Raw genomic sequence first — 25,514 nt, forward strand, 5'->3', positions numbered from 1 at the left:
GAAGGGGACAGAGCTTACCGTAATCACAGCGTAAGCTCAAGTTGAAATCAGTGATTGAGGACAAACAAAATGCGTTCCAACTCCTCAACCAGCGGCGCAACGTCGTTACCATTCACCATAATCGACTCCAACGGCAAAGCAGCAGGCGGCGGCGTATGTACATCATCCAGCAATTTCTGCCGCGCTCCGCTAATCGTATAACCTTGCTCATACAATAAGCCGCGAATCTGGCGAATCAGCAACACATCTTCGCGCTGATAATAACGGCGATTTCCGCGCCGTTTCATCGGTTTGAGCGAAGGGAACTCGCCCTCCCAATAGCGCAACACGTGCGTTTTTACACCACACAAATCGCTCACTTCACCAATAGTGAAATAGCGTTTACCGGGAATAGGCGGCAATTGACTGCTAAGCGGCGTCGCTGCTTCCATATTCCTCTACCCGCTGCTTGAGTTTTTGCCCCGGACGGAACGTCACCACGCGGCGTGCTGTTACCGGAATTTCTTCCCCTGTTTTCGGGTTACGTCCTGGACGCTGGGTTTTATCGCGCAACATAAAATTGCCAAAGCCCGACAATTTCACGTGTTTGCCGGTTTCCAACGCATCGCGGATTTCCTCAAAAAACATTTCCACCAGATCCTTGGCTTCGCGCTTATTTAAGCCCAACTCTTCAAAAAGGTGTTCAACCATATCGGCTTTGGTTAATGTTATTGTCATGCACTTTCTCCCTGTTTAACGCAACACTGCACCCACTTCATCCCGAAGTGAAGTGACCACTGTATCGACGATCTGATTGATTTCCGCATCTTCAAGAGTGCGCGAAAAGTCTTGTACAATCAAGCTTAAAGCGACACTTTTCTGACCTTCTGGTATACCTTTGCCTGTGTAGACATCGAATAAATAATACGATATTAACTGCGGAATTGCTGCTTTTTCCACGGCATTTTCCAGCGCAACCGCTAGTACATCATCCCTGACTAATAACGCTAAGTCACGTCGAATTGCTGGAAATTTAGAAATAGCTTGATACTTCGGTAATACCCGCTGCATCAGCCACTGCATATCCAACTCAAACACATAAACAGGCTGTTCTAAACCCAACTGTGCTTCAATTTTAGGGTGCAACATTCCCATCCAGCCCACCACTGCGGTATCCGTCATGATTTGTGCAGACTGACCGGGGTGTAACGCGGAGTGAGCGACCGGTGCAAAATGAAACCGCGTACCCGTCACTTGCTCCAACAATGCCTCCACATCCCCTTTTAGGTCGTAGAAATCGACCGGACGGTTCACTTGTCCCCATTGTTCTGGGTAAAGATTCCCAGTCAACACGCCCGATAACATGGTTTGTTGCTGCGGCTTACCATTTTCGCCGCTTGAAAACGCGGGGCCAATTTCAAATAAACGTACACGGTTTTGTTGACGATTCACGTTATAAGTGACAGCACGCAATAAACCCGACCACAAAGTACTACGCATCACACCCAAATCGGCGGAAATTGGGTTCGCCAGCGCAATATTATCCGCACCAGGGGCAAGCAAGTGCTCCATTTTCGGGTCAACAAAGCTGAATGTGACCGCTTCCTGATACCCACGCGCCACGAGTGTGTGACGCAAATTTTCACGTCTAACCGCTGTTTCACTCGGCTGGGTAATACGCGGCGCACGCGGGCGCAATTCCGCCGGAATCGAATCATAACCGCGCACCCGCGCCAGCTCTTCGATCAAATCTTCTTCGATGTTCAAGTCGAAACGTGCCAACGGCGCTCGCACTTGCCAACCCGCATCACTGCTGGTGAAAGTGCAATTCAAACGCGCCAATACGCCTTCAACTGTCGCCGCATCCATCGTCACGCCTAACACACGACGGATACGTTCAGGACGCAACAAAATCGTTTTGCGTTGCAATACGCCAGCATCCGCCAGTGTATCCACCAACGTGCCGACTTCGCCGCCGCAAATGCTCACGATCAATTGTGTCGCACGTTCCATGGCCTTAACCGGCATATCGGGATCAACACCACGCTCGAAACGCGCCGAAGAATCGGTTTGCAAACCGTAGCTACGCGCCTTACCCATGATTTTGGCAGGGCGGAAATGCGCACTTTCCAGAAACACATTGCGAGTAGCATTCGTCACTGACGTGGGTTCGCCGCCCATAATGCCCGCCATTGCTACCGGCTGGGCTGCATCAGCAATCACCAATGTGTCGTTACGCAAGGTCGCGGTTTGCCCATCCAACAACTTCAGGGTTTCGCCTGCATTCGCGTAACGTACCACAATACCGCCGTGTAGCGTGTCGAGGTCAAAGGCGTGCATTGGTTGACCGAGTTCCAGCAACACGTAATTGGTTACGTCAACCGTGGCAGAAATGCTGCGCACACCCGCACGGCGCAATTTTTCCTGCATCCAAATCGGCGTGGCGGCTTGCGGGTTGATATTGCGAATGATCCGCCCGACATAACGCGGGCAAGCATCCGTCGCTGATAATTCAACCGGAAATGTATCAGTATGCTGAACAGTTTGCGCAGGGATTTCCGGCACATTCAGTGGCACATCCATCACCAAGGCAGTTTCGCGTGCCACACCGATCATGCTCATGCAATCGCCACGGTTTGCGGTAATTGCCAGCTCAATTATTTCGTCATCGAGTTTCAAATACTCGCGAATGTCCATGCCCACGGGCGCATCTTCCGGCAACTCCAGCAAGCCGTCAGATTTGTCAGACATCCCCAATTCGGTCGATGAACACAACATGCCGAACGATTCCACACCGCGCAGCTTGCCTTTTTTGATCTTTAAATCTGCGCCATCGGGTAATGGCAATACCGCGCCGATCAACGCCAACGGCACTTTGATGCCCGCACGCACATTGCTTGCACCACAAACGATTTGCAGGATTTCACCACGCCCATTGTCCACTTTGCAGACGCTGAGTTTATCGGCATCAGGGTGTTTTTCACGCTCGACAACGTGCCCTACCACGATGCTGGTGAAGGCGGTGGCTACTGCATCACGCGCTTCCACTTCGCAGCCCGACATGGTGAGTTTGTCCGCAATTGCATCCAGCGCCAGCGGGGTATCAATCCACTCACGCAGCCATTTTTCACTGACTTTCATAAGGTTACTCCGCTTAGCTAAACTGTTTCAAGAAACGCACGTCGTTATCAAACATCACGCGCAAATCATTGATTTGATAGCGTAACATCGCCAAACGTTCGACCCCGAAACCAAACGCGAAACCGGTGTATTTTTCACTGTCGATCCCGACGTTTTTCAATACGTTCGGGTGCACCATGCCGCAGCCCATGACTTCCAGCCAGCCAGTGCCTTTGCACACGCGGCAACCGTCACCACCGCAATGCACACACTGAATATCGGTTTCGGCGGATGGCTCAGTAAACGGGAAGAACGTGGCGCGGAAGCGCGTCGGCAATTCATCCACTTCAAAAAAGGCTTTAAAGAAGGCTTCGAGAATGCCTTTCAAATCCGCGAAAGTGACATCTTCATCCACCATCAACCCTTCCACTTGGTGGAACATTGGGCTGTGGGTCATGTCCGAATCACAACGGTATACCCGACCCGGCGAAATGATACGCAACGGTGGCGGGTTGTTTTCCATGTGACGCACTTGCACGGATGAGGTATGGGTACGCAGCAGCAAGCCGCTATCCATATAGAATGTGTCGTGCATGGCACGCGCCGGATGCGACTCCGGTATATTTAAGGCAGTAAAATTGTGAAAATCGTCTTCAATCTCAGGGCCTTCTGCCAAACTGAAACCCAACTGCGCGAAGATCTCGCTAATGCGTTGAATAGTCTGGGTAACAGGGTGCAAACTGCCCGTATCCATGCGGCGACCGGGCAAGGTGACATCCACCTTTTCCGCTTGCAAACGCGCACTCAAGGCTTCCGCTTGCAGGCTTTGCTTGCGGTCATCCAATGCCAGAGTCAGGGATTGCTTGGCAGTGTTGATTTCCGCACCCGCTGTTTTACGCGCTTCATGCGGTAACTTGCCCAATTGCTTGAGTTGCTCGGTCAACAAACCTGTCTTGCCTAGATACTGCACACGCACCTGATCCAACGCGGCGAGGCTGACGGCTTGCGAAATCTGCTCGTGGGCTTCGCCCATCAATTCCAGCAAACTTTGCACGACGATTTCCTTAATGTATGGGGTTATCGGTAAAAAGCAAAAGGCGGGGAGAGGTAAAACCTTCCCCCGCCTTGCTCACCCGTTATACGGGTATTTTTCAGCGCATCTTAATGCAGCTTAAGCAGCTAGGGCAGCTTTTGCCTTTTCTGCTACTGCACCGAACGCCGTGATGTCGTGGACTGCCAAATCCGCCAGAACCTTACGGTCAAGGCTAATGTTAGCTTTCTTCAAACCATTCATCATGCGGCTGTAAGACAGACCGAACAGACGTGCACCGGCATTAATACGCACGATCCACAAAGCGCGGAATTGGCGTTTTTTCTGACGGCGGTCGCGGAATGCGTATTGACCAGCCTTGATAACTGCTTGATGCGCAACCCGGTAGACCCGGCTTCTGGCACCGTAGTAACCTTTAGCCAGCTTGAGGATTTTCTTGTGACGGGCATGTGCCGTTACACCACGTTTAACTCTTGCCATGTTTTAAATCCTCCTGATTATGCGTAGGGCAGCATTTTTTGCACATTGCCGTGGTCGGCTGCAACAACGAAGTTGTCGCCTGAACGCAAATGACGCTTACGCTTGGTGGATTTCTTGGTCAAGATATGACGCAGATGCGATTGCTTGCGTTTAAACAAGCCACTGCCGTTTTTCTTGAAACGTTTAGCCGCAGCACGGCTACTTTTCATCTTAGGCATCTTGGTCTCCTTTTCATAAGGTAGATAAAACATCCTGCAAGAGTGCCTTGCCTTAACAGGATGGTGTTCCGGCGTTTAAGCTGCCGGTTTCTTTTTCGCGCCGAGCATCATGACCATTTGGCGGCCTTCGAGACGTGGGAATTGTTCCACAACGGCGACTTCTTCCAGTTCTTTCTCAACGCGCTTGAGGACATCCATCCCCAGTTCTTTATGAGCCATTTCACGGCCTTTAAAGCGCAGGGTGACTTTAACCTTATCGCCCTCTTCCAGAAACTCTTTCAGTTTGCGCAGTTTGATCTGGTAATCGCCTTCATCCGTTGCCGGACGCATCTTGATTTCTTTGACCTGCACTTGTTTCTGGTTTTTGCGGGCTATCGCGGCTTTTTTGCTTTCATCGAAACGGAATTTGCCGTAATCCATAATGCGGCAAACCGGCGGCTTCGCATTGGGTACGATTTCCACCAGATCGAGTTCGGCGTCGTAAGCCATTTCCAGCGCGTCCCGCAGGGAGACAACACCTTGATTTTCACCTTCCGCATCAATCAGACGAATTTTCGGAACGTTAATATCGTCATTAATACGGTGTTCTTTTTCGAGAGCGATAAGTTTAATCCTCAGATAGTGATAAGCGACGTGCAGCAATTTCCGCGTTCAGACGTTGCAAAACTTCCGCCAATGGGAAAGTTCCTAAGTCTTTACCGGAACGAGTGCGCATGGCTACAGATTGTGTTTCCACTTCGCGGTCTCCGACTACCAACAGGTAGGGGACACGTTGCATCGTGTGTTCACGGATTTTAAAGCCAATTTTTTCATTTCTCAAGTCTGATACAGCGCGAATACCCGCATCAAGCAATTGCTTGGTGGCATCTTGCACGAAATCGGCTTGTTTGTCCGTGATATTCATCACGACAGCTTGCGTTGGTGCTAACCAGAGTGGGAAACGCCCTTCATAATGCTCGATCAGAATGCCGGTGAAACGTTCCAATGAACCGAACAATGCGCGATGCAGCATGACCGGACGTTTGCGGGTATTATCTTCCGCCACGTAAGTCAGGTCAAAGCGCTCTGGTAAGCTCATGTCCACTTGCAATGTACCACACTGCCAATCACGACCGATGGCATCACGCAACACAAATTCCAGTTTCGGCCCGTAAAATGCGCCTTCGCCGGGGAACAGCGTGTAGGGCAATTTCATGCTATCGAGGGCATTGCCGAGGGCATGTTCAAGTATATCCCAGCTTTCATCCGAACCGATGCGGTTTTCTGGGCGAGTCGAGAGTTTGATGTGAACATTTTCAAAGCCAAATTCTTTGTAAATGTCGAGCACCAACGCCACCACGTCTTTGCACTCTTGCGCCATCTGGTCTTCAGTACAGAAGATGTGCGCATCGTCCTGAGTGAAGTGACGCACACGCATCAGGCCATGTAATGCGCCGGACGGTTCGTAGCGGTGTACTTTACCGAATTCCGCCATGCGCAATGGTAAATCGCGGTAGCTTTTCAAACCCTGTGAAAACATCAACATACCACCGGGGCAGTTCATGGGTTTCAGGGCAAACACGCGCTCATCTTCAGTCGTGGTGGTGAACATATTGTCACGGTAGTTAAACCAGTGACCGGAGGTTTCCCACAGACTGCGATCCATGACATCGGGGGTATTCACCTCAACGTAACCGGCACGTTGCTGGCGCTGACGCATGTAGCCAATCAAGGCTTGGAACACTGTCCAACCTTTCGGATGCCAGAAGACTGCTCCGGGGGCTTGTTCGTCGAAATGGAACAAATCCAGTTGGCGACCGAGTTTACGGTGATCACGCTTTTCAGCCTCTTCCAACATAGTCAGGTAGGCTTGCAGCTCTTTTTTGTTTGCCCACGCCGTGCCGTAAATGCGTTGCAGCATTTCGTTGTTGGAATTGCCGCGCCAGTAAGCACCTGCCACTTTCATCACTTTGACGGAGGGGATTTTGCCTGTGCTAGGAACATGGGGGCCACGGCAAAGGTCGATAAAATCGCCTTGACGGTAGAGGGAGAGCGTTTGGTCGGCGGGAATGCTTTCGATAATTTCCGCTTTGTATTTTTCGCCCATGTTCAGGAAGAAGCTCACGGCTTCATCGCGTGACAGAGTGCTGCGCTCAACGGGGATGTCTTGCTTGATTAAATCTTGCATCCGCGCATCAATCGCCTGCAAATCTTCGGGCGTGAACGGGCGTGGGGAGGCAAAATCGTAGTAAAAGCCGTTTTCGACCGTAGGGCCAATGGTGACTTGTACATCGGGGAATACTTGTTTGACCGCTTGAGCCATCAAGTGCGCGGCGGAATGGCGGATAATATCCAAGCCTTCGGCATCTTTCGCGGTGATGATACTCAGGGAAACATCGTGGTCAATGACATAGCTGGCATCAACCAATTGATCGTTTACTTTGCCTGCGAGGGTCGCTTTAGCCAGACCTGCGCCAATATCGGCAGCAACGGCAAGGACAGAAAGAGGGGCATCGTAAGAACGTTGACTTGCATCGGGGAGAGTAATAATAGGCATATTGTGCTCCAGTGGTGGCCTATACGAGGGGTCACGTGGTTATAGTGGTTGTATACCAAAAATGGTAGGCGTAATTGGACTCGAACCAACGACCCCCACCATGTCAAGGTGGTGCTCTAACCAACTGAGCTATACGCCTGTCGCTGAAGGGTGCAAAGTATAGCGTTATTAAAATGAAACGCAAGATTTTTTTGTACTGGCGTGACGGATACACCGTAAAAATCATCAATACCCCTTGAAATCCTCCTGCCATCCCCCATCTTGCCGACATCGAAATGTACAAGATGTGAGGACGCATACCCCATGACAGCAACAAGCAACAAAGAAAACCTGCAATTTCAAACCGAAGTGAATCAACTGTTACACCTGATGATTCACTCGCTGTATTCCAACAAGGAAATTTTCCTGCGCGAATTGGTTTCCAACGGTTCGGATGCCTGCGACAAGCTGCGTTTTGAAGCCATCGGCAACGACAGCCTCTACGAGAACGACAGCGAATTGCGCGTGGAAGTCGAATTCGACGCACAAGCAGGCACAATCACTGTGCGCGACAACGGCATCGGTATGAACCGCGATGAAGTTGTGACCAATATCGGCACGATTGCCAAATCCGGCACGAAAGAATTCTTGAGCAAACTGACCGGCGACGAGAAAAAAGACTCGCACATGATCGGGCAGTTCGGGGTAGGCTTCTACGCCTCTTTCATCGTTGCCGACAAAGTAACGCTGACCACGCGCCGCGCTGGGGATGCCGCTTCTGAAGGTGTGCGTTGGGAATCCGATGCGCAATCCGGCTACTCACTGGAACAGGTCGAAAAAGCCACTCGCGGTACAGAAATCGTCCTGCATCTCAAAGAAGACGAAAAACTGCTGGCTGACGGCTGGCGTTTGCGCAATATCATCCGTCAGTATTCTGACCACATCCCGCTGCCTGTGAACATGCGTAAAACCGAAGCGGGTGAAATCAAGGATGAATGGGAAACCGTCAACAAAGCCAACGCGTTGTGGACACGCGCCAAATCCGAAGTAAAGGATGAGGAATACCAGGAATTCTACAAACACGTTTCGCACGACTGGGAAGACGCGCTGGCATGGTCACACAACCGCGTCGAAGGTAAGTACGAATACACGTCTTTGCTGTACCTGCCTTCCAAAGCCCCGTTCGACATGTTCGACCGCGACAACACCCACGGCTTGAAGCTCTACGTACAGCGCGTTTTCATCATGGAAGACAAAGAGTTCAAGCTGATGCCACGCTATTTGCGTTTCGTGCGCGGTGTGCTGGATTCCAACGACCTGCCGTTGAACGTGTCGCGTGAAATCCTGCAAGGCAATAAAATCATCGAGAACATGAAAAATGCCTCGGTGAAAAAAGTCATTGGTTTGCTGGAAAACATGATTGCCAACGAGCCAGAAAAATATACGAAATTCTGGAAAGAGTTCGGCAAAGTTCTCAAAGAAGGCCCCGGCGAAGACTTCAGCAACCGTGAACAAATCGCCAAATTGCTGCGCTTCTCCTCCACGCTGGATGACAGTGCTGAACAAACCGTATCCTTGCCGGACTACATGGCTCGCATGAAGGAAGGTCAGGACAAAATCTACTACATCACCGCTGACAGCCACACTGCTGCAAAAAATAGCCCGCATCTGGAAGTGTTCCGCAAAAAAGGCATCGAAGTGCTGCTGTTGTCTGACCGCGTAGACGAATGGTTGGTACAGCATTTGATGGAATTTGAAGGCAAATCACTGCAATCCGTCGCCAAAGGTCAGCTCGACCTGTCCAAACTCGAAACCGAGGAAGACAAGAAAGAGCAGGAAAAAGTTGAAGCCGAAGCCAAGAACATGGTCGAGCACATCAAAACGGCATTGGGCGAAAAGGTCGGCGACGTGCGCGTTTCGCACCGCTTGACCACTTCACCATCGTGCATCGTGCTGAACGACCACGATATGGCGTTGTACATGCAGCAATTGATGAAACAAGCCGGTCACGAAATGCCTGACACTAAGCCTGCGCTGGAAATCAACCCAACACATCCGCTGCTGAAACGCATGGAAGCCGAAACCGACGACGAGCGTTTTGGTGAATGGTCAAGCATCCTGCTCGATCAAGCGATTCTGGCAGAAGGCGGGCAGTTGGAAGACCCAGCGGGCTTTGTTAACCGTTTGAATAAGCTGATGTTGGCAATGGGTTAAGAAACCCACACTTAGAAAAAAGCCTCGGAAACGGGGCTTTTTTTTGCGCACACGTTATTCAATAAGAAAAATTAATGAATGTCAGCTTAAGCTATTCCCATCACGCTGCAAGTTTGCTCTAATAGCGAAAATCCTAATCACATACAAAAAACTAATGAAAACTTGCAAACATCGGCTATGGATAGCACTGGGTTTATGCCTGAGCTTAACGGGTTGTAACGCCCCCAGCACCAGCGAGAATGAGTGCCCGCCTGTTCCACCCGTCGCAGACAACGCTGCCGTTGACCCATTACCAGCACAACTCCAGCAACAACAACTGGCATTAGAAGCTTTGCAAGCCAAGCTGAACGATGCGGAACAACGCTTACAGCAAAACCAGCAACAGCTTGCCGAAAAAACCCAGCAATTGGATGCGCTGACCCAAGACAGCAATGCCAAGCAAGTTGCCACGACCACCAATACCCTTACCGACTTAGAAGAGCAGTTAGCGCAACAACAACAAGAAATCGAACGCTTAAACACCGCGCTGCGCCAAGCGGACGATGCCAAAGCAGCATCAACCCCCAACACCATGCCATCTTACTAACGCGAGGGTAAGCCATGACCAACCGCCATTACTTGCACAGGGGATTACTGCTACTCCTGATGCTGCTGACGTGTTTACTGCCCGCTGCCCATGCAGCAGTTGCCCCCAATCTCACCGTGCAAGTTGTCGATGGCACCAATGCTGATGCTTCCTTAGCGAATTATGAAATCAATGTGCGCGAATTGTTAGCTGACGGCAGCAACGTCTGGCGCACCAAAGCCAAAACCGATACCAATGGGCAAGTCGCTTTCAGCTTGGATGGTTTAGGCGCAGGTAAGCGCTATGTTTTACAAGCCAAAAGCTCGCGTGCTAACAAAGCCCGCCAAAGTGCCGTGATCGACACCGCCGGAGCAGTGACATTCCGGGTCGGCTTCCCCCTGCTAAACGTCACCCTATTGGATGCGTTGACCCAACAGCCGCTACCTGACATCAGCGTCACGGCTTACAAACAAGAAAACGGCAAAGCCATCTGGCTAGACAATCTGAAAACCAACAGCAGCGGGCTGGTAATCTTTGAACTCGAAGCACTCAGCCAAGGTATCCCCGTCACTTTGAACGCCAAAGTATTCAACGGCTTTACCGCCACACAAACGTATACCCAAGCAGGCAATACAAACTTTACACTGGGTGACACGGTTGCAACCCTTGTTGATGGCATTCAAGCCGCATTACCCCCATTAGCCAACTACGGCGTACAAGTTCGGGAATTATTAAGCGACGGTAAAACGGCATGGTTTGCCAGTGTTACCACGGATGCGAAAGGGCAATTACGCCTGAATCTGCCGCCCAACCGTCAGTTCCGTCTCGAAGCCAAAAGCACCTTCAACAACGCTTACAAAGTCAGTCAACCGTTGCAAGCAGGGCAGCAACAGACCTTCCAAGTTGGCACGCCTTTGCTGCAAGCCACCCTGAAAGACGCTGTTTCTGGCGCGGTGATTCCATCGGTAAAAGTCACGGCTTACCGCATTAAAGCAGACGGCACGAGTGTTTGGCGCACCGAAACCAGCACAGATGCCAACGGTCAAGTGCGTTTCGACCTTCCCGAACTGATGGAGGGTGACAAAGCACAATTATTTACCGCCCCCTACAACGCCTACCGTGCTGCCAGCCCCATCATAAGCCAACCCGGTGCTATGGAATTCAAGCTCGGTGAAACGCAGGTCAAAGTGATGGATAACACCCAAGCATCTGCCCAACCCTTAGCGAATCAAAAAGTAACAATCGCCGAAAAAATGGCGGATGGCAAAGAAGTATGGCGCAGCGAAGCCACCACCGATGCCACAGGTTTATTACGCTTAAGCCTGTTTGCACAGAATGACAACCGCACCTATGTTCTCAAAGCGAAAAGCCCGTTTAATCAAACATGGAAAACCAGTCAACCTCTGCAACAAGCAGGCGAATATACGTTTACCGTGGGCAGCCAACCCTTGCCCGTCACTCTCAAAGACCTCAGTAATGGCAACACATTAGCCAATATCCAAATCACTGCATACCGCGTGGTCGCAAACGGCAAACTGGAATATATCACCCGCCAAACCACTGATGCCAACGGACGCACCAGCTTTGACCTACCCGAATTAAGCAATGGCGGCACAATCCGCCTGCAAGCAACCGCCTTCAATAACTTTGGCGCATGGAGCAACGACATCACCAGCAGCACCGCGTTTGCATTCGGCGTGGGCAGTTTGCAAGTCACGGTCAAAGACGGCACACAAGCAGATGGCGCATTGCTACCCAATCTGGATGTGCATATCCGTGAAAACATGGCAGACGGCACGACCACTTGGTTCAACAAAGCCATTACCGACGCACAAGGCAATCTTAAAATCGACCTGCCAGGATTGGATAAAGGTCGCAAGTTTTTCCTGCAAGCCACGCATCCCGTGACCAAGCGTTACAAGAGCAGCCAAACTATCGACAAAGCAGGCGCGTATACCTTCATGGTCGGCACACGCCTCATGGCAGTAACACTCTACAATGCCATCACCGCTGCCCCGTTAGCCGACAAAGACGTTACGCTGCAAGAAATACAAGCTGGCAATACAATCACTTGGCCTTACATTTGGCGCAGTTCTGCCAAAACCAATGCCAAGGGCGTTGCGGTCATTGATTCCGAATTACTGTCACAAGCAGGCTTGAATTTTGTACTGAGTGTCACGCCTTACAACACGGGCAGAATCATGACCGCACCGTTCCCAGCCCAAACCTATAGCGTTGACTTTCCAGTGGGTACAACCCCCGTTACCCTCGTTGATCGCGATAACGGCAATGCCATCATGCCCAATCAGCGTATTGATGCTTATGAAATTTCCACCGACGGCAAGCTCACATGGCTCAAAAACGGCACGACCGATGCCAACGGACAAGCCATTTTCGACCTAGAAACCCTGCGCAAAGGCACGCGCCACGTATTCAAAGCCTACAACCCGTTTGCCAACAAACAGTATCCGTATAGCCGTATTATCACCAGCGCAGGCGCGGTAACATTTGCGGTTGGTCGCGCCGACAAAGGTGAATTGGATCTCAAACCACCCGCGCTTGAAATCCTCTCCCCCAGCAAAAACAATGTCGGCAATCTTGGCTTTGAACTCAGTGGAAAATCCAGCGATGACAAAGCGCTGGATAAGATTGACATTAACCTCGCAAGTGGCAGCCTCACCTCCACACAAACCGCAACCTTGGATAAAGTCACGGGCAACTGGAAACTGCCGATTAACAGCAATGCCCTGCAAATCGGACGACCCCTCAACGTCACCGCTACGGCATTTGATGTGACCGGCAATACCACCACTATCACCCGCAGCTACCAAGTGCTTGCCGATGAAAATGCCCCCAGCATTACCATCAGTTCGCACCATGCCGATGAAACGGTATTAAAAACCGGCTTCTTGCTGCAAGGCAATGTCACCGATGATACCGCTGTCAGCACCGTACAACTCTCGGTTACACAAGATGACGGCAAAACCTTGGTAACACCCAAAAATCTCACGCCAACACCCGCCGGTAACTGGGCTTATGCTCTGCCCAACGGCATTCTCAGCCAAGACAGCAAAATTACTATCACCCTGATAGCTACCGACACCAGCGGCAAACAAAGTACCAACACGCTGGCGCTCAATGTCGCAGGCGCACACGAAGAAAACCGCCAACTCATCAGTCGCACCACGTTTGGTATTACCGATGCGTTGTTGCAAGAAGTCACGCAATTAGGCACGACCGCGTTCCTAGAACAACAACTTAACCCGACCACACTGGATGACAGCGTGTTTGCGGCACGGATGGCAAATTCCAACCCTGCCACGTTAGCGGAATTCCAAACCGCCACCCTGCAACGCATGATCGGTAGCCGCCGCCAGTTACAGGAGGTCATGACGTGGTTCTGGGATAACCATTTCAACACCGATTTCCGCAAAACCGGCAATAAATTGCTGTACGAATTGGCAGAAAACGACGTGTTTCGCGCCAATGCCTTGGGCAATTTCCGCAACCTACTCGGTGCAAGCGCAAAAAGCCCAGCGATGTTGTATTACCTCGACAGCGTGAAAAACGTCAAAGCCAATGCCAACGAAAACTACGCGCGTGAAATACTGGAACTGCATACGGTGGGCGTGGATGGCGGTTACACCCAGAAAGAAGTCGATACACTGGCGGAAGTGTTCACCGGCTGGCAAGTGCAGAATGACCGCTTCTTCTTCAATGCCGCGCAACACAACAGCGTTGCCAAAGTGTTCTGGAGCAATGCGATTCCCGCAGGCGGTGTGGATGAAGGCGAACGGGTGCTGGATATTCTGGCGCGTCACCCTGCTACCGCTAATTACCTGTGTTCCAAACTGGTCACGTATTTTGTGAGCGATCAGCCCGTTAATAGCCTGCAAGCACGTTGCGTCGACACATTCTTGGCGCAAGCATCAGCACCGGATCAAATCGCGCAGGTATTGCGGGTAATCCTGACTTCGCCAGAGTTTTACGCGACTGAGAACATTAATAGCAAAGTCAAAACGCCGCTGGAATTTGTCACCGCCAGCGTGCGCGCGACCCACGCCCAAGGCACTTACGCCGATTTACCGGCAGCGGTGAAACGCATGGGCATGGATTTATACCAATACGGCTCACCCACGGGCTACTCCGATACCGGCGATGACTGGGTAAGTTCAGCCGCGTTGCAAGAACGGGTGCGCTTCGTCAACCTATTAGCCAATGCCCGCAGCGGTGCAACCTATCTGGATACCGCCACCCTTTTCAGTCTGCAACAGGCCGTCACCGCCGAAAGCATTGCCAGCGATTTGCTGAATTGGACAATCGGTGGTTATTACGCCGAACTGGAATGGCAAACCGCGCTGGAGGTGCTGAATGCCGAAGGTGCTTTCAATCCGAATGCCAGCAATGCCGAGGCGCGTATTCGCGAAACCGTGGGCACTGTTTTGAGTTACCCGGAATTCAACTACCAATAAGGCGGGGAAACACTATGCAACGTCGTGATTTTTTAAAGTACATGCTCTCATCCACCGTCGCGGGGAGTGCGTGGTTCGCTAATGGAATGCCTGGTATTGCCACCGCAGAAGCAGCGGCAGCAGCGAAAAGCCTGATCGTGATTTTCCAGCGCGGCGGCTGTGATGGCTTGAATGTCGCCGTGCCTTACGGGGATGCGGCGTATTACAGCCTGCGCCCCACCATTGCGATTCCACGCGCTGGACAAACGGGTGGTGCATTGGATTTAAACGGCTTTTTTGGATTGCACCCCGCGATGAGCGCGTTACACAAGCTGTATCAGCAAGGCAATGTGGCGGTCTTTCCGGCAACCCATTACCCCAACGCCAGCCTCTCGCATTTCGACAGCGAGCAATTTATCGAAAGCGGTGTCATCAGCAAAACCAGCAACGGCTGGCTGAACCGCCACTTAGAAGCTTCCAGCAATAGCAGCGGAATGCGCGGGGTGAGCTTCGGCACAGAGATTGCGCAAGCCTTGCGTGGCAAAGTACCCGTCTCGTCATTCAACGATCTCGCCGCCTTCGATTTGGACATGACCGCCAGCGCCGAACCACGCATGACCGCCCGCTTACAAAAGATTTACGCGCAAAACCCGCATCTAGGCGGCAATAATGGCGTGCGTATCCAAAATGCGGGGCGTACCTTGTTCGCCGACCTTGGGCTGGTGCAACAGCTTGATGTGAAAGGCTATCAGCCTGCGAATGGCGCAATTTACCCTAACAATAGCTACGGCACACAATTGCGCCAAGCCGCACAATTGATCAAAGCGGGTGTCGGATTAGAATTGGCAACCGTGAATATCGGTGGTTGGGATACGCACCAAACCCAAGGCAATCAAGCGGGCTATCAAGCCAACATGCTAAAGATTTTCGCAGATGGCATCGCCGCCTTGTATGCCGATTTAGGCACTGCCATGCAGGATGTGATGATTCTAACCATGACCGAATTCGGACGGACGGCGGAAGAAAATGGTAGCCAAGGTACCGACCACGGCAACGCGGGATGCTGGTTCGCGCTTGGTGGTGGGGTGCGTAGCGGTGTATACGGACAATGGCCGGGCTTGAGCAAAACCCAATTGTACAAAGGGCGTTATTTGGCGCATTCGGTCGATTTTCGCGATATTTTCGGGGAAGTTGCCAGCAAGCACTTGGGTAATAATGCGCTGGCTAGTTTGTTGCCGGGGCATAACCACACCCCCCTGAATTTTCTGGGATGAACACAATCATCCACCCAAAGCCGCCAAACGCGCCTTGACGTCTGCCAGCTCAGTCTGCAAGGCGACCAACTCGGTCACATCTTTCTGCACCCCGATGTAATACATCACGCCCTCTTCCTCGTCGAAAAATGGGCTGATGCTTAAATCGTTCCAGAACAAACTGCCATCTTTGCGGTAATTGCGTAAGATCACTCTGACCGGCTGTTCAGATTCAATAGCGCTCCGAATCCTACTTAACTCTGCTTGGTCACGGTCGTCGCTTTGCAAGAAACGGCAATCCTGATACAAGCAATCTTCCGCGTTGTAACCTGTCATTTGTTCAAACGCCCGATTAACGTACAACAAAATCGTGTCATTGCCTTCGCGTTCCGCAATCGTAATACCATGCTCAGCGTAGTCGATCAGGGATTGCAGCAATGCCGGGCGAATGGCAGAATTTGTAACGGTTTCCATAGCGCGTATCCAATCATGAGTTATGCAAAATGATAACATTAATCCACGATAAGACACCTATTCCAGACCTATTTAACAGGGAAAATGATCATGATGAGTTTACTGGCGGCGATTGGATTCATGCTAGTGTTGGCGGGTGTTACGGCACTGATTATCGGTAGCGTGCGCTACTTTTTTCCGTTTGTGGATGAGTACATTCCCGAAGAATTCAAAAAGCCGCTCACCATCCAGTTTGCGGCGTATTATTTGCTGGCAGGGCTGTTATTACTGCTGATTCAACCCGCCTGAGGCTTCACGCTCAATGGACGACCGTATGCAACACCGTATGCCGCTCGAAATACACCGAGAACGTGCCATATTGCCATACCGTAATCCGAGGCCAGCGCTTTTTGACCGGATCAGCCGATTGACGTACCGACTGCGGTTCGCCGTATTGCGCCTTAACACCGTTCATGCTCATGCCACGGCTGGGATAGTCCGCAAACGCAGTATTGGCGAAAAAAGCCATCGCCAGCAACACAGCACTAAACCATTTCGACAAACGCATGTCTGATCTCCCGATACTTCACTATTAAACGACACTCATCATCTGTACAATCGCCACCCATGTTTACACCACTCGAATTATTTATCGGACAGCGCTACACGCATTCACAGCGGCGTAACCGTTTCATCTCGTTCATCTCGTTTGCCTCGATGCTCGGCATCCTGCTGGGGGTCATGGTGCTGATCACGGTATTGTCGATCATGAACGGGTTTGAAAAGGAACTCAGGGACAAGATACTGGGTGTGGTTTCCCATGTCACGGTTTCGGGGACAAATGGGCAACTCGCGGATTGGACGGCAAAAATTGACGGACTAAAGGCACAGCAACACGTCATTGGTGCGGCTCCTTATGTGCAAAAGCAAGTCATGCTGACCAATGGCAATCTCATGCGTGGCATTGTGCTGCAAGGCATTGATCCCAAACTGCAAAGCCAAGTCAGTGATGTCAATTTCAAAATGCTGGAAGGCAGTTTCAACAGCCTCGCCCCGCGTGATTACGGCATCGTTTTAGGTGTCGAAGTCGCGACCGCACTCGGCGTCATGCCCGGCGATAAAGTCACGGTCATTGTGCCGCAAGTGCAAGTGACCCCGGCGGGAATTTTACCGCGCCTGAAACGCTTTACCGTCACCGGCATCTACCAAATCGGACACCCCGAATACGACGGCATGACCGGCTTTGTGGAACTCAGCGATGCCTCACGGCTGTTTCGCTTGGGTGACAATATCGGCGGCATACGGCTGAAGCTGGATGATTTATTCGCCGCCCCCGCCATCGGGCATGAGTTGCAAACCCAGTTAGGCAAGGAATTTGAGGTCGTGGATTGGAGCGAAGAACACGGCAGTTTCTTCCGTGCCGTCAAAACCGAACGCATTGCGATGACCTTGATTTTGTTTTTGGTGGTATGCGTGGCGCTCTTCAATCTGGTCGCTTCGCTGATGATGGCGGTGAATGATAAAGAATCGGATATTGCCATCCTACGCACTTTTGGCATGTCTGGTCAGCGCATTATGCGCATCTTTATGATTCAAGGCAGCATCATTGGCATCTTCGGCACACTGGTTGGCGTGGGCTTGGGCGTGTGGCTATCGCTCAATATTGATACCGTGATTCCGTTTTTGGAAAATACGTTTGGCTTCAAAATCTTTTCATCTGACGTGTTTTACATCAGCGAAATCCCCTCCGATATGCGCTGGGAAAATGTGATTTGGATCGGAGTTGCCTCGCTGATTGCCTCGGTGTTGGCAACGATTTATCCCGCTTGGCGTGCCTCGCAAATCCAACCGGCGGAGTCACTGCGCTATGAGTAAAATGTTCCAGCCCATGGAGCTGTTTGTCGGCTTGCGTTACACCCGCTCGCAGCGGCAAAAGCATTTCATCTCTTTTATCTCCTTAGCGTCGATGATAGGCATCGCGATTGGCGTACTGGTGCTGATCACCGTCCTTTCGGTGATGAACGGTTTCGAGCAAACCATGCGCGAACGCATTATGGGCATGTTGGCGCACGTCACGGTATCCGAACACGATTTGGGCGTATCCGACTGGCAAAACGTGCAGAAAGAACTGCTGGATTTCCCGCACGTGAAAGCGGTTTCGCCGTTTATCGAAAAGCCTGCGATGCTGAATCAGGGCGATGAAGCCCGCGCTGCTGTCTTGCAAGGCATTGTGCCGGAGCTGGAACAACACGTGAGCACCGTATTCCAGCACGTTGTCAAAGACAAAGGCGACATGATGAAATTGCAACCGGGCAGTTTCAACATTGCGATCGGCGCAACCATGGCAAAAGAGCTAAAAGTCGATGTTGGCGATGCCCTAACCCTCGTCAGCCCTAGCGAAAATGCACTGGAAACCGGCGAAATGCCCGCATTGCAGCGTTTCACGATTGTGGCAATCTTTCGAGTGGATATGCAGCAATTTGACACCACCACGGCTTACGTAAACCTTGAAGACGCCGCAAAAACCTTCGGGATGAATGCCGAGGTGACGGGTTTACGCATGACGCTGGATGATTTGTACCTCGCCCCCAAAACCGCCGAAACAATTTTACAGCGCATGGGGCAGGCATGGCCGGATATGTGGGCGAATGACTGGACAAATTTAAATAAAAACCAGTTTAAAGCCATTCAAGCGCAAAAGTCGGTAATGTTCATTATTTTGCTGCTGATTATTGCGGTAGCGGCATTCAATTTGGTGTCTACCTTGGTGATGGTCGTTACCGATAAGGAAGGCGACATTGCTATTTTGCGCACCTTGGGACTGTCATCCGGGCGGATTATGCAAATTTTCATGGTGCAAGGCACTTTAATTGGCGTGTTTGGCACCTTGATTGGCGTGGCGTTAGGCGTGTTACTCTCCACCAATCTGGATGTGATTGTGCCGTTTCTGGAACGTTTGTTTGATACCCATTTCATCAACGCCGATGTGTATTTCATTAGCGAACTCGAATCACGGGTCAATCCCGGCGATGTGATGGTGATTGCCTTGAGTGCTTTGTTTATGTCCATTCTCGCGACGCTTTACCCTGCTTGGCGTGCGTCCAAAGTCCAGCCTGCGGAGGCATTGCGTTATGAGTAAAGTGATTATTTCTTGCCAACAATTGGGCAAACGTTTTACCGAAGGGCGGCTGGATGTGCAGGTATTGCGCGGGGTGGATTTGGCGATTCACGAAGGGGAAAAAGTTGCTATTTTAGGCAGTTCCGGCAGCGGCAAAAGCACTTTGCTGCACTTAATGGGCGGTCTGGATTTGCCATCCACCGGACATGTGGAAGTCCTCGGCAAACGCATGGATCAATTGTCCGACACCGAACGCGGCGTGTTGCGTAACGAGTCGATGGGCTTTATCTACCAATTTCACCATTTACTGCCCGAATTCACCGCGTTGGAAAACGTCGCCATGCCATTGCTGATTCGCGGGGTGAAAGTGGCGGAAGCCAGCGCTCAAGCCAGCGATATATTGGCAAAAGTCGGCTTGCAAGAGCGCCTTGACCACAAACCCGCCCAGCTTTCCGGCGGAGAACGCCAACGTGCCGCCATTGCCCGCGCTTTGGTGACACGCCCCAAAGCCGTGTTAGCCGATGAGCCAACCGGTAATCTCGACCAACACACCGCTGACAATGTGTTTAACTTAATGCAAAGTTTGAATGAAGCGTTAGGCACGGCGTTCGTGGTTGTTACCCACGACCTGCAATTGGCGGCAAAAATGGATACGGTTTACCGCTTGACCGATGGCGTATTAGCCAACGCTTAATCGGCTGAATCTTGATCGGGTGGCGGTGCTTGACGTTTTCTACGTTCGCGCCGCGCTTTCAAATGCTTCAATAAATGCAAACGCCAGAGCAGGTGTACACCGTAATAACCGGCAATGGATGACAATACTGCCGTGATAAAAATACCCAACAAGAACGGTTTCCAAATAAGAATTAAGCCATTCATTAACCAATCAAGACTGGGTTCAAAGTTGAAACCCGCAGGCGGATGCCCCACAATCGCAGCACCCACTAAATAAGCCCCATACAACATAGGGGGCATAGTCACGGGATTAGTGACAAACACCAAGACCACGGCTAAGGGTAAATTTGCTCGGAAAAAAACGGCTAACAGTGCGGCAATAATGGATTGAAACGGTATGGGAATCCACATACAAAACAACCCAATCGCAAACGCTGAGGCAACATTATGGCGATTTAAATGCCACAAATAGGGCAAATGCAGCGTATCCCCCAAAAACTGGAGATGCTTATGATCTTTCATTTTGTCAGGATTAGGAAATAGCTTACGCAACAATTTTCGCGGCATGAAGTTTTAACAGCAATAACAATTAAGGTCATTCATTATCCATGGTTTGCGAAATATGCGCACCTTTTCAGTGAGTTTTTTTATTGGCACGCTCGTGTTATGGGTACTGCCGCGCCTACCGCTGTTCGATGCGCTATTTTGGGGAAGTGTCATGGGTGGCGGTGGTTTGATTGGTGCTGCATGGCATTATCGGCATCGACAAACTGCTATTCTGTTGGCGGGTGTGTTATTGGGCGGTGTTTACGCATTGTGGGTGGCCGGTGGTGTGAGGGCTGATTGGCTACCCGCTGCGTGGGAGGGTGAAGATATTCTGCTCACTGGCACGATTGCCGATGTACCCGAACGGCGGGCAGATGGCAGCAGTTTTCTGTTTGATAGCGATACCGCCACCTATCAAGGACGTTTGCGCGTCGCCTGGTACGCGGAGGATGCACCCACACTGCAAGCGGGTGAGCGCTGGCAATTGCTGATTCGTGGCAAACGCCCCAACGGTTTCATGAATCCGAATGGCTTTGATTACGAACAATGGCTGTTTTCACAGCGCATCGGTGGCAGCGGCTACGTGCGCGAATCGCCAAATAACCAGCGTTTAGCCGCCGCCGCGTGGTGGCAACCGAATTATTTGCGCCAACAATTGCAGGAAAAAATCGCAGCGGCACTGCCCAATTCGGGCATGACTGGCTTGGTGCAGGGGTTGGCGATTGCGTATACCGCCAGCATTCCGCAGCAACAATGGGAAATCTTGCGCCAAACCGGAACGATTCACTTACTGGCGATTTCGGGCTTGCACATTACGATGGTGGCAGGCTTGGGTATTTTGCCGGTGTGGGGAATTTGGCGTTTGTTTCCGGGCTTATATTTGTGGTTGCCATTGCGGGTGGCGGCGGGATTATCCGGTGGAGTGTTAGCAACGGCGTATTCATTGCTGGCAGGGTTCAATATTCCGACACAACGCACCCTGATTATGTTGCTAGTGGTAATGGCGGGCTTGGTATGGCGGCGGCAAGTGCCGTTCAGTATCACCATGAGTATCGCGCTCTTGCTGGTATTGCTGCTCGACCCTTTGGCGAGTTTGGCAGTGGGCTTTTGGTTATCGTTTTTGACGGTGGCGTTGCTGGCGTTTTTGGGAATGCGGCAGCGTAAGCTGGGGAAAGCATCCGTCGTCTGGATGCAGTTGGTGTTGTCGCTGGGAACACTGCCACTGGCAGCAGGCTTTTTTGGGATGATTTCACTCAGCTCGCCTATCGCAAACTTGCTGGCCATTCCCATCGTTACTTTTGTGGTCACGCCGTTGGTATTGCTGGGCATGGTCTTTACCAGTTGGTGGGAAACCGCCGCCACGTGGATTTGGACAGTTGCCGCCGCATTGTTGCAATGGCTGATGTGGGTATTGGAATGGCTCGCCGCCCTGCCCTTGTCATCGGTCTACGTGCCGTTGATTCCCTTACCCTGGCTAGTATTAGCTCTGGTAGGATTCATGCTGTTGTGGCTGCCGCGTGGTGTACCGGGGCGGTGGCTGGGTTGGTTGCTAATGCTCCCGCTGATCTTGTATCAGCCACCCAAGATAGCGCCGGGAGCATTTCGCCTCAGCGCGCTGGACGTGGGGCAAGGCTTGGCAAGTGTGGTGCAAACCGCCAACCATACCTTGGTATTCGATACCGGCCCCAAAGTGTCGGACAGTTTTGATACGGGTGAATTAGTGGTGTTGCCGTGGTTACGTGGGCAAGGCATTCGCCAAGTCGATACCTTAATCGTGTCTCATGCGGATAACGATCACAGCGGCGGCGCGAATGCATTGCTGAACGCTCTGCCCGTCACGAATCTACTGGTGAGTAGCACCGACATACTCGCGGATCATCACCCCAATTTATGCGCGGCGGGGCATTCATGGCAGTGGGATGGCGTAATCTTCACCGTTTTACACCCCACTGTGGATTTCCCAGACGGTAAAGAGAACAACCGCTCGTGTGTATTGAAAATAGCAAATGCCGCTCACAGCGTGCTATTGACCGCCGATATTGAACGCCCCGCCGAAAAATGGTTACTCAAGCGGGGCACTGCTTTACAGGCAGAAGTGTTACTGTTACCGCATCACGGCAGCAAAACTTCATCCAGCCCGGCGTTTATACAAGCGGTTGCGCCCACGCTTGGGATCGTCACCAGTGGCTATCGTAACCGTTTCAATCACCCGCATCCCAGCGTCACCCAACGTTACGAAGCGCGTGACATAAAATTACTGGACACTGCCAAAACCGGCGAATTGCGGCTCGATTTTCCTGCCAATCCCGCAGCCCTGCACTGGCGCGAATGGCGCACCGCAAAAATGCATCTCTGGCACCGTTACCTAATAAAGTAACGTAGCGAAACATTATTATTTATGCCAGAATCTAAGCAATTTCAACATTGTTCATCTCGCAACTAGGATAGGGATTTCCTGTCGTTGTGTCCCCGAAGTGCTCAGGAATTATCATGAAATTGGAAGAAAAGGATCTCGACATCTTTAAAAAGCTGGATTCAAACGTTTATCTGACCCTTAATGATAAGCAAGCCTTGAAAACCAGCGTGGATGAATTAGCCCTGCGTTTACAGGAACGGGATCAGCGCCTGCGCGAAATAGCGGGATTATTGCTGGAAAAAGACGGGCATATTCGGGTACGTGACGCACGGATTGATGAGCGCGATAAGCGCATGGAAACCCTAGCACGCTTGCTGGGTGAAAAAGAAAAGCTGCTCACCCAACAAAACCAATTACTCGAAGAAAAAGAAAAAGCCCTGCGTAGCCGTGATGAAGGTGTCGTCAACCGTGACCGTGCCGTGCAACAACGTGACGCCATCCTGAGTGACCGTGACAGCCGTCTGAGTATCCTTGAACAAAACCTTGCGCATTACGAAAAACTGTTGCAGGAAAAAGAACTGCAAATCCAAATGCGTGACCGCAGTCTGGAAGACAAAGACCGCTCACTCTCGCGCATTGACCAAGCGATTCAAAGCAAAGACAAACTGCTGCAAAGCCGCGATGACAGCATAGGTAAAAAAGATCAGCAATTGCTGGATCGCGAAGCCTTATTACAAGAGCGCACCCGCCAAACCCTAGAGCAGGAAAAAATGCTCAAGGAACGCGACAAGCACCTCAGCGAACGCGATAACCATATTTCAGAGCGGGATCGCCAATTAGCCGCTCGCGATTCACACATCGACCTTGCGAACCAGCATTTGCAAGCGCGGGATCGCACCATTGCTGACCGTGATCAGCAAATCCAAAGCCGCGAAGTTTTGCTCAAAGAAAAAGCCACGCTGCTGCAAGAACGCGATCAACGCATTGGCATTCAGCAACAGCAAGTCGAAAAACGTGATACCACTCTCAGCCAACGTGACCGCGAACTAAGCGAACGCGACCGCACCGTTGCCGAACGGGACAACGAATTGCGCTTGCGGGAAGAGGCCATCCGCAGCCGTGACCAGCAAGGGCTGGATTTTCTGCAAACCATCCGCGAACTCGAAGACCATTTGCAGGAACGCGACAGCCAACTCAATGAGCGCGACCGCCAACTGATGATGCGTGACGAGCGCATCAATAAAGCGGATGAAGATTTACGCGACCGCGACACGCGCCTCTCCAGCCGTGATCGCACGGTCGAAGAGCGCGATGTACAAATTACCGAACGCGACCGCCGCGTCAAAGAACGTGATATTTCCCTGCGGGAGCGCGACACCCGTATTAGTGGGCAAGATTTGCAATTGCGCGAACGCGACAAGCAATTGCAATTGCGCGATTCGCAAGTACAAAGCCGCGATGTCACCATCGGCGAGCGCGATCACAGCCTGAAGGAACGCGATTCACACATTACCCAAATCAACGGGCAAATGCAGGAACGCGATGAAACCATTCATGCGCGTGATTCGCTGCTAACTGAACGCAATGCCGCGATTCAGCAACGTGATGACAGCGTGCGCGAACGCGATTTCCAACTGACGGAACGCGATCAAACCGTTCAACAACGCGATACTTCGCTGCAAGAGCGCGACCGCCACATTCAAAATTTGGGTGAATTCCTCACTGAGCGCGACAGCAGCCTGCAAGTTCGCGATACCGAAATTGCCGCGCGGGATGAGCAAGTTCGCAACCTGCAACTGGAAGTGCATTTGCGTGACCAAAGCATTGCCGAACGTGATGTGCAATTGCAACTGCGCGACCAAACCGTGCAAGATCGGGATGAATTCCTCTCCGAACGCGAAGGAACGCTGGCGGAGCGTGACGCTACCGTTGCCGAACGCGATGCCCAAATCGAACAGCGTGACCTGCAACTGCAACACAAAGAGGAAGCGTTGCAAGCCCGTGATCAGCAAATTTACCAGCGTGATACCGACATTGCGAAACGCGATACCAGCCTGCACGAACGCGATGTCACCGTGTCACAACGCGATGCGCAACTGCAAGCCCGCGACGCGCAACTCAACAAACGCGACACCAGCTTGCATGACCGTGACCAAACCATTGTGGCGAAAGAAGCGCATATCCGCCGCCGCGATGAACGCTTGCAAGAACTCACCTTACGCATTCAACATTTAGAAAATACCCTGACAGAAAATCAGCAACAGCTACAACACCGCGACGAATCCCTGCACCAACGCGATTTGATTATTGCGCAACGTGACCGCCAGATCGACAAGCTGGACAAAAGCGTGGTCAAATACGCGGCAAGCTCTCAAAGCTTATTTATTAAAGGTGCGATAACCGGCTTAGCCGCCGCGCTGGTGTTTGTCTTAGGGCTGCGTTTAATGGCAATCATTTAACCAACACATACGGCATTGCAGCAAACCACCCCACGGCATAGAATACCGTGTTTTTCGCCTC

At 51.6% G+C, this 25,514-nt stretch carries 21 protein-coding genes and 1 tRNA gene; 10 read left to right on the forward strand and 12 right to left on the reverse strand.

Annotated features, from left to right (window positions below; translation table 11 throughout):
* Positions 1–47: 47 nt before the first annotated feature.
* The 9 genes from HMY34_RS01810 to HMY34_RS01850 form a co-directional block, all read right to left on the reverse strand.
* Complete coding sequence (locus HMY34_RS01810; protein WP_202717463.1) at positions 48–431, reverse strand: MerR family transcriptional regulator; 384 nt, start codon at positions 429–431, stop codon at positions 48–50.
* Positions 409–711 (reverse strand): integration host factor subunit alpha, encoded by a 303-nt coding sequence (locus HMY34_RS01815; protein WP_443080469.1) that lies wholly within the window; start codon positions 709–711, stop codon positions 409–411. Before HMY34_RS01815 ends, HMY34_RS01810 begins: the two co-directional genes overlap by 23 nt.
* Before the next feature lie 21 nt (positions 712–732).
* Positions 733–3,120 carry a phenylalanine--tRNA ligase subunit beta gene (pheT, locus tag HMY34_RS01820; RefSeq protein WP_202717466.1) on the reverse strand — a complete coding sequence of 796 codons (2,388 nt, stop codon included), beginning with the start codon at positions 3,118–3,120 and terminating at the stop codon, positions 733–735.
* A gap of 13 nt (positions 3,121–3,133) precedes the next feature.
* The gene (pheS, locus tag HMY34_RS01825) at positions 3,134–4,153 is read right to left on the reverse strand and encodes a phenylalanine--tRNA ligase subunit alpha (protein WP_202717467.1); all 1,020 of its coding nucleotides are present in this window, start codon (positions 4,151–4,153) and stop codon (positions 3,134–3,136) included.
* A gap of 117 nt (positions 4,154–4,270) precedes the next feature.
* Complete coding sequence (gene rplT, locus HMY34_RS01830) at positions 4,271–4,630, reverse strand: 50S ribosomal protein L20 (protein WP_202717469.1); 360 nt, start codon at positions 4,628–4,630, stop codon at positions 4,271–4,273.
* Positions 4,631–4,647: 17 nt separating this feature from the next.
* Positions 4,648–4,848, reverse strand: a complete 201-nt coding sequence (rpmI, locus tag HMY34_RS01835; RefSeq protein ID WP_202717470.1) for a 50S ribosomal protein L35 — start codon at positions 4,846–4,848, stop codon at positions 4,648–4,650.
* A 75-nt stretch (positions 4,849–4,923) separates the two neighbouring features.
* Positions 4,924–5,490 (reverse strand): translation initiation factor IF-3, encoded by a 567-nt coding sequence (gene infC, locus HMY34_RS01840; RefSeq protein ID WP_266096943.1) that lies wholly within the window; start codon positions 5,488–5,490, stop codon positions 4,924–4,926.
* A complete protein-coding gene (gene thrS / locus HMY34_RS01845; protein ID WP_202717472.1) occupies positions 5,456–7,384 on the reverse strand; it encodes a threonine--tRNA ligase in 1,929 nt (642 codons plus the stop codon). Before thrS ends, infC begins: the two co-directional genes overlap by 35 nt.
* 62 nt (positions 7,385–7,446) lie before the next feature.
* Positions 7,447–7,523, reverse strand: a tRNA-Val gene (locus tag HMY34_RS01850).
* Positions 7,524–7,687: 164 nt separating this feature from the next.
* Here HMY34_RS01850 and htpG point away from each other — a divergent pair.
* The 4 genes from htpG to HMY34_RS01870 all read left to right on the forward strand — a co-directional run bounded on the left by htpG (position 7,688) and on the right by HMY34_RS01870 (position 15,867).
* Complete coding sequence (htpG, locus tag HMY34_RS01855; RefSeq protein WP_202717474.1) at positions 7,688–9,577, forward strand: molecular chaperone HtpG; 1,890 nt, start codon at positions 7,688–7,690, stop codon at positions 9,575–9,577.
* A 154-nt stretch (positions 9,578–9,731) separates the two neighbouring features.
* The gene (locus HMY34_RS01860; protein ID WP_202717476.1) at positions 9,732–10,163 is read left to right on the forward strand and encodes a hypothetical protein; all 432 of its coding nucleotides are present in this window, start codon (positions 9,732–9,734) and stop codon (positions 10,161–10,163) included.
* Positions 10,164–10,177: 14 nt separating this feature from the next.
* Positions 10,178–14,614, forward strand: coding sequence for a DUF1800 family protein (locus HMY34_RS01865; RefSeq protein ID WP_202717478.1), 4,437 nt, complete (start codon positions 10,178–10,180; stop codon positions 14,612–14,614).
* 14 nt (positions 14,615–14,628) lie between these two features.
* Positions 14,629–15,867 (forward strand): DUF1501 domain-containing protein, encoded by a 1,239-nt coding sequence (locus tag HMY34_RS01870; RefSeq protein WP_202717480.1) that lies wholly within the window; start codon positions 14,629–14,631, stop codon positions 15,865–15,867.
* Between the two features lie 6 nt (positions 15,868–15,873).
* On the opposite strand, the gene HMY34_RS01875 is transcribed toward HMY34_RS01870, so the two are convergent.
* Positions 15,874–16,320, reverse strand: a complete 447-nt coding sequence (locus tag HMY34_RS01875; protein WP_202717482.1) for a PAS domain-containing protein — start codon at positions 16,318–16,320, stop codon at positions 15,874–15,876.
* Between the two features lie 90 nt (positions 16,321–16,410).
* Between HMY34_RS01875 and HMY34_RS01880 the strand changes: the two genes are divergently transcribed.
* Positions 16,411–16,608 carry a hypothetical protein gene (locus HMY34_RS01880; RefSeq protein ID WP_228287953.1) on the forward strand — a complete coding sequence of 66 codons (198 nt, stop codon included), beginning with the start codon at positions 16,411–16,413 and terminating at the stop codon, positions 16,606–16,608.
* Positions 16,609–16,618: 10 nt separating this feature from the next.
* Here the strand turns inward: HMY34_RS01880 and HMY34_RS01885 are convergent, their stop codons facing one another.
* Positions 16,619–16,867: a hypothetical protein gene (locus tag HMY34_RS01885; protein ID WP_202717484.1), complete on the reverse strand. Its 249-nt coding sequence runs from the start codon at positions 16,865–16,867 to the stop codon at positions 16,619–16,621.
* A gap of 59 nt (positions 16,868–16,926) precedes the next feature.
* Between HMY34_RS01885 and HMY34_RS01890 the strand changes: the two genes are divergently transcribed.
* Genes HMY34_RS01890 through lolD form a run of 3 tightly spaced genes read left to right on the forward strand, consistent with a single transcriptional unit; the run spans position 16,927 to position 20,111 of the window.
* Complete coding sequence (locus HMY34_RS01890; protein ID WP_202717486.1) at positions 16,927–18,174, forward strand: lipoprotein-releasing ABC transporter permease subunit; 1,248 nt, start codon at positions 16,927–16,929, stop codon at positions 18,172–18,174.
* A complete protein-coding gene (locus tag HMY34_RS01895; protein ID WP_202717488.1) occupies positions 18,167–19,438 on the forward strand; it encodes a lipoprotein-releasing ABC transporter permease subunit in 1,272 nt (423 codons plus the stop codon). Before HMY34_RS01890 ends, HMY34_RS01895 begins: the two co-directional genes overlap by 8 nt.
* Entirely contained in the window at positions 19,431–20,111 is a 681-nt protein-coding gene (lolD, locus tag HMY34_RS01900; protein ID WP_202717490.1) for a lipoprotein-releasing ABC transporter ATP-binding protein LolD, read from the forward strand. The genes HMY34_RS01895 and lolD overlap by 8 nt, the downstream gene beginning before the upstream one ends.
* Here the strand turns inward: lolD and HMY34_RS01905 are convergent.
* Positions 20,108–20,659, reverse strand: coding sequence for a DUF2062 domain-containing protein (locus HMY34_RS01905; protein ID WP_202717492.1), 552 nt, complete (start codon positions 20,657–20,659; stop codon positions 20,108–20,110). The genes lolD and HMY34_RS01905 overlap by 4 nt on opposite strands.
* A gap of 55 nt (positions 20,660–20,714) precedes the next feature.
* Here HMY34_RS01905 and HMY34_RS01910 point away from each other — a divergent pair, with 55 nt between their 5' ends.
* A complete protein-coding gene (locus HMY34_RS01910; RefSeq protein ID WP_202717494.1) occupies positions 20,715–23,015 on the forward strand; it encodes a DNA internalization-related competence protein ComEC/Rec2 in 2,301 nt (766 codons plus the stop codon).
* A gap of 113 nt (positions 23,016–23,128) precedes the next feature.
* Positions 23,129–25,453: a coiled-coil domain-containing protein gene (locus tag HMY34_RS01915; protein WP_202717496.1), complete on the forward strand. Its 2,325-nt coding sequence runs from the start codon at positions 23,129–23,131 to the stop codon at positions 25,451–25,453.
* The last annotated feature ends 61 nt before the right edge of the window (positions 25,454–25,514 follow it).

The sequence above is a fragment of the Thiothrix subterranea genome (assembly GCF_016772315.1).
GTDB classification, from domain to species: domain Bacteria; phylum Pseudomonadota; class Gammaproteobacteria; order Thiotrichales; family Thiotrichaceae; genus Thiothrix; species Thiothrix subterranea.

Coding starts and splice junctions, on each gene's coding strand:
- rpmI (WP_202717470.1), bottom strand. CDS start 4,848: ATGCCTAAGATGAAAAGTAGCCGTGCTGCGGCTAAACGTTTCAAGAAA.
- HMY34_RS01890 (WP_202717486.1), top strand. CDS start 16,927: ATGTTTACACCACTCGAATTATTTATCGGACAGCGCTACACGCATTCA.
- pheT (WP_202717466.1), bottom strand. CDS start 3,120: ATGAAAGTCAGTGAAAAATGGCTGCGTGAGTGGATTGATACCCCGCTG.
- rplT (WP_202717469.1), bottom strand. CDS start 4,630: ATGGCAAGAGTTAAACGTGGTGTAACGGCACATGCCCGTCACAAGAAA.
- HMY34_RS01915 (WP_202717496.1), top strand. CDS start 23,129: ATGAAATTGGAAGAAAAGGATCTCGACATCTTTAAAAAGCTGGATTCA.
- HMY34_RS01895 (WP_202717488.1), top strand. CDS start 18,167: ATGAGTAAAATGTTCCAGCCCATGGAGCTGTTTGTCGGCTTGCGTTAC.
- HMY34_RS01885 (WP_202717484.1), bottom strand. CDS start 16,867: ATGCGTTTGTCGAAATGGTTTAGTGCTGTGTTGCTGGCGATGGCTTTT.
- htpG (WP_202717474.1), top strand. CDS start 7,688: ATGACAGCAACAAGCAACAAAGAAAACCTGCAATTTCAAACCGAAGTG.
- HMY34_RS01875 (WP_202717482.1), bottom strand. CDS start 16,320: ATGGAAACCGTTACAAATTCTGCCATTCGCCCGGCATTGCTGCAATCC.
- HMY34_RS01860 (WP_202717476.1), top strand. CDS start 9,732: ATGAAAACTTGCAAACATCGGCTATGGATAGCACTGGGTTTATGCCTG.
- thrS (WP_202717472.1), bottom strand. CDS start 7,384: ATGCCTATTATTACTCTCCCCGATGCAAGTCAACGTTCTTACGATGCC.
- HMY34_RS01865 (WP_202717478.1), top strand. CDS start 10,178: ATGACCAACCGCCATTACTTGCACAGGGGATTACTGCTACTCCTGATG.
- lolD (WP_202717490.1), top strand. CDS start 19,431: ATGAGTAAAGTGATTATTTCTTGCCAACAATTGGGCAAACGTTTTACC.
- HMY34_RS01910 (WP_202717494.1), top strand. CDS start 20,715: ATGCGCACCTTTTCAGTGAGTTTTTTTATTGGCACGCTCGTGTTATGG.
- HMY34_RS01810 (WP_202717463.1), bottom strand. CDS start 431: ATGGAAGCAGCGACGCCGCTTAGCAGTCAATTGCCGCCTATTCCCGGT.
- HMY34_RS01880 (WP_228287953.1), top strand. CDS start 16,411: ATGATGAGTTTACTGGCGGCGATTGGATTCATGCTAGTGTTGGCGGGT.
- HMY34_RS01905 (WP_202717492.1), bottom strand. CDS start 20,659: ATGCCGCGAAAATTGTTGCGTAAGCTATTTCCTAATCCTGACAAAATG.
- HMY34_RS01870 (WP_202717480.1), top strand. CDS start 14,629: ATGCAACGTCGTGATTTTTTAAAGTACATGCTCTCATCCACCGTCGCG.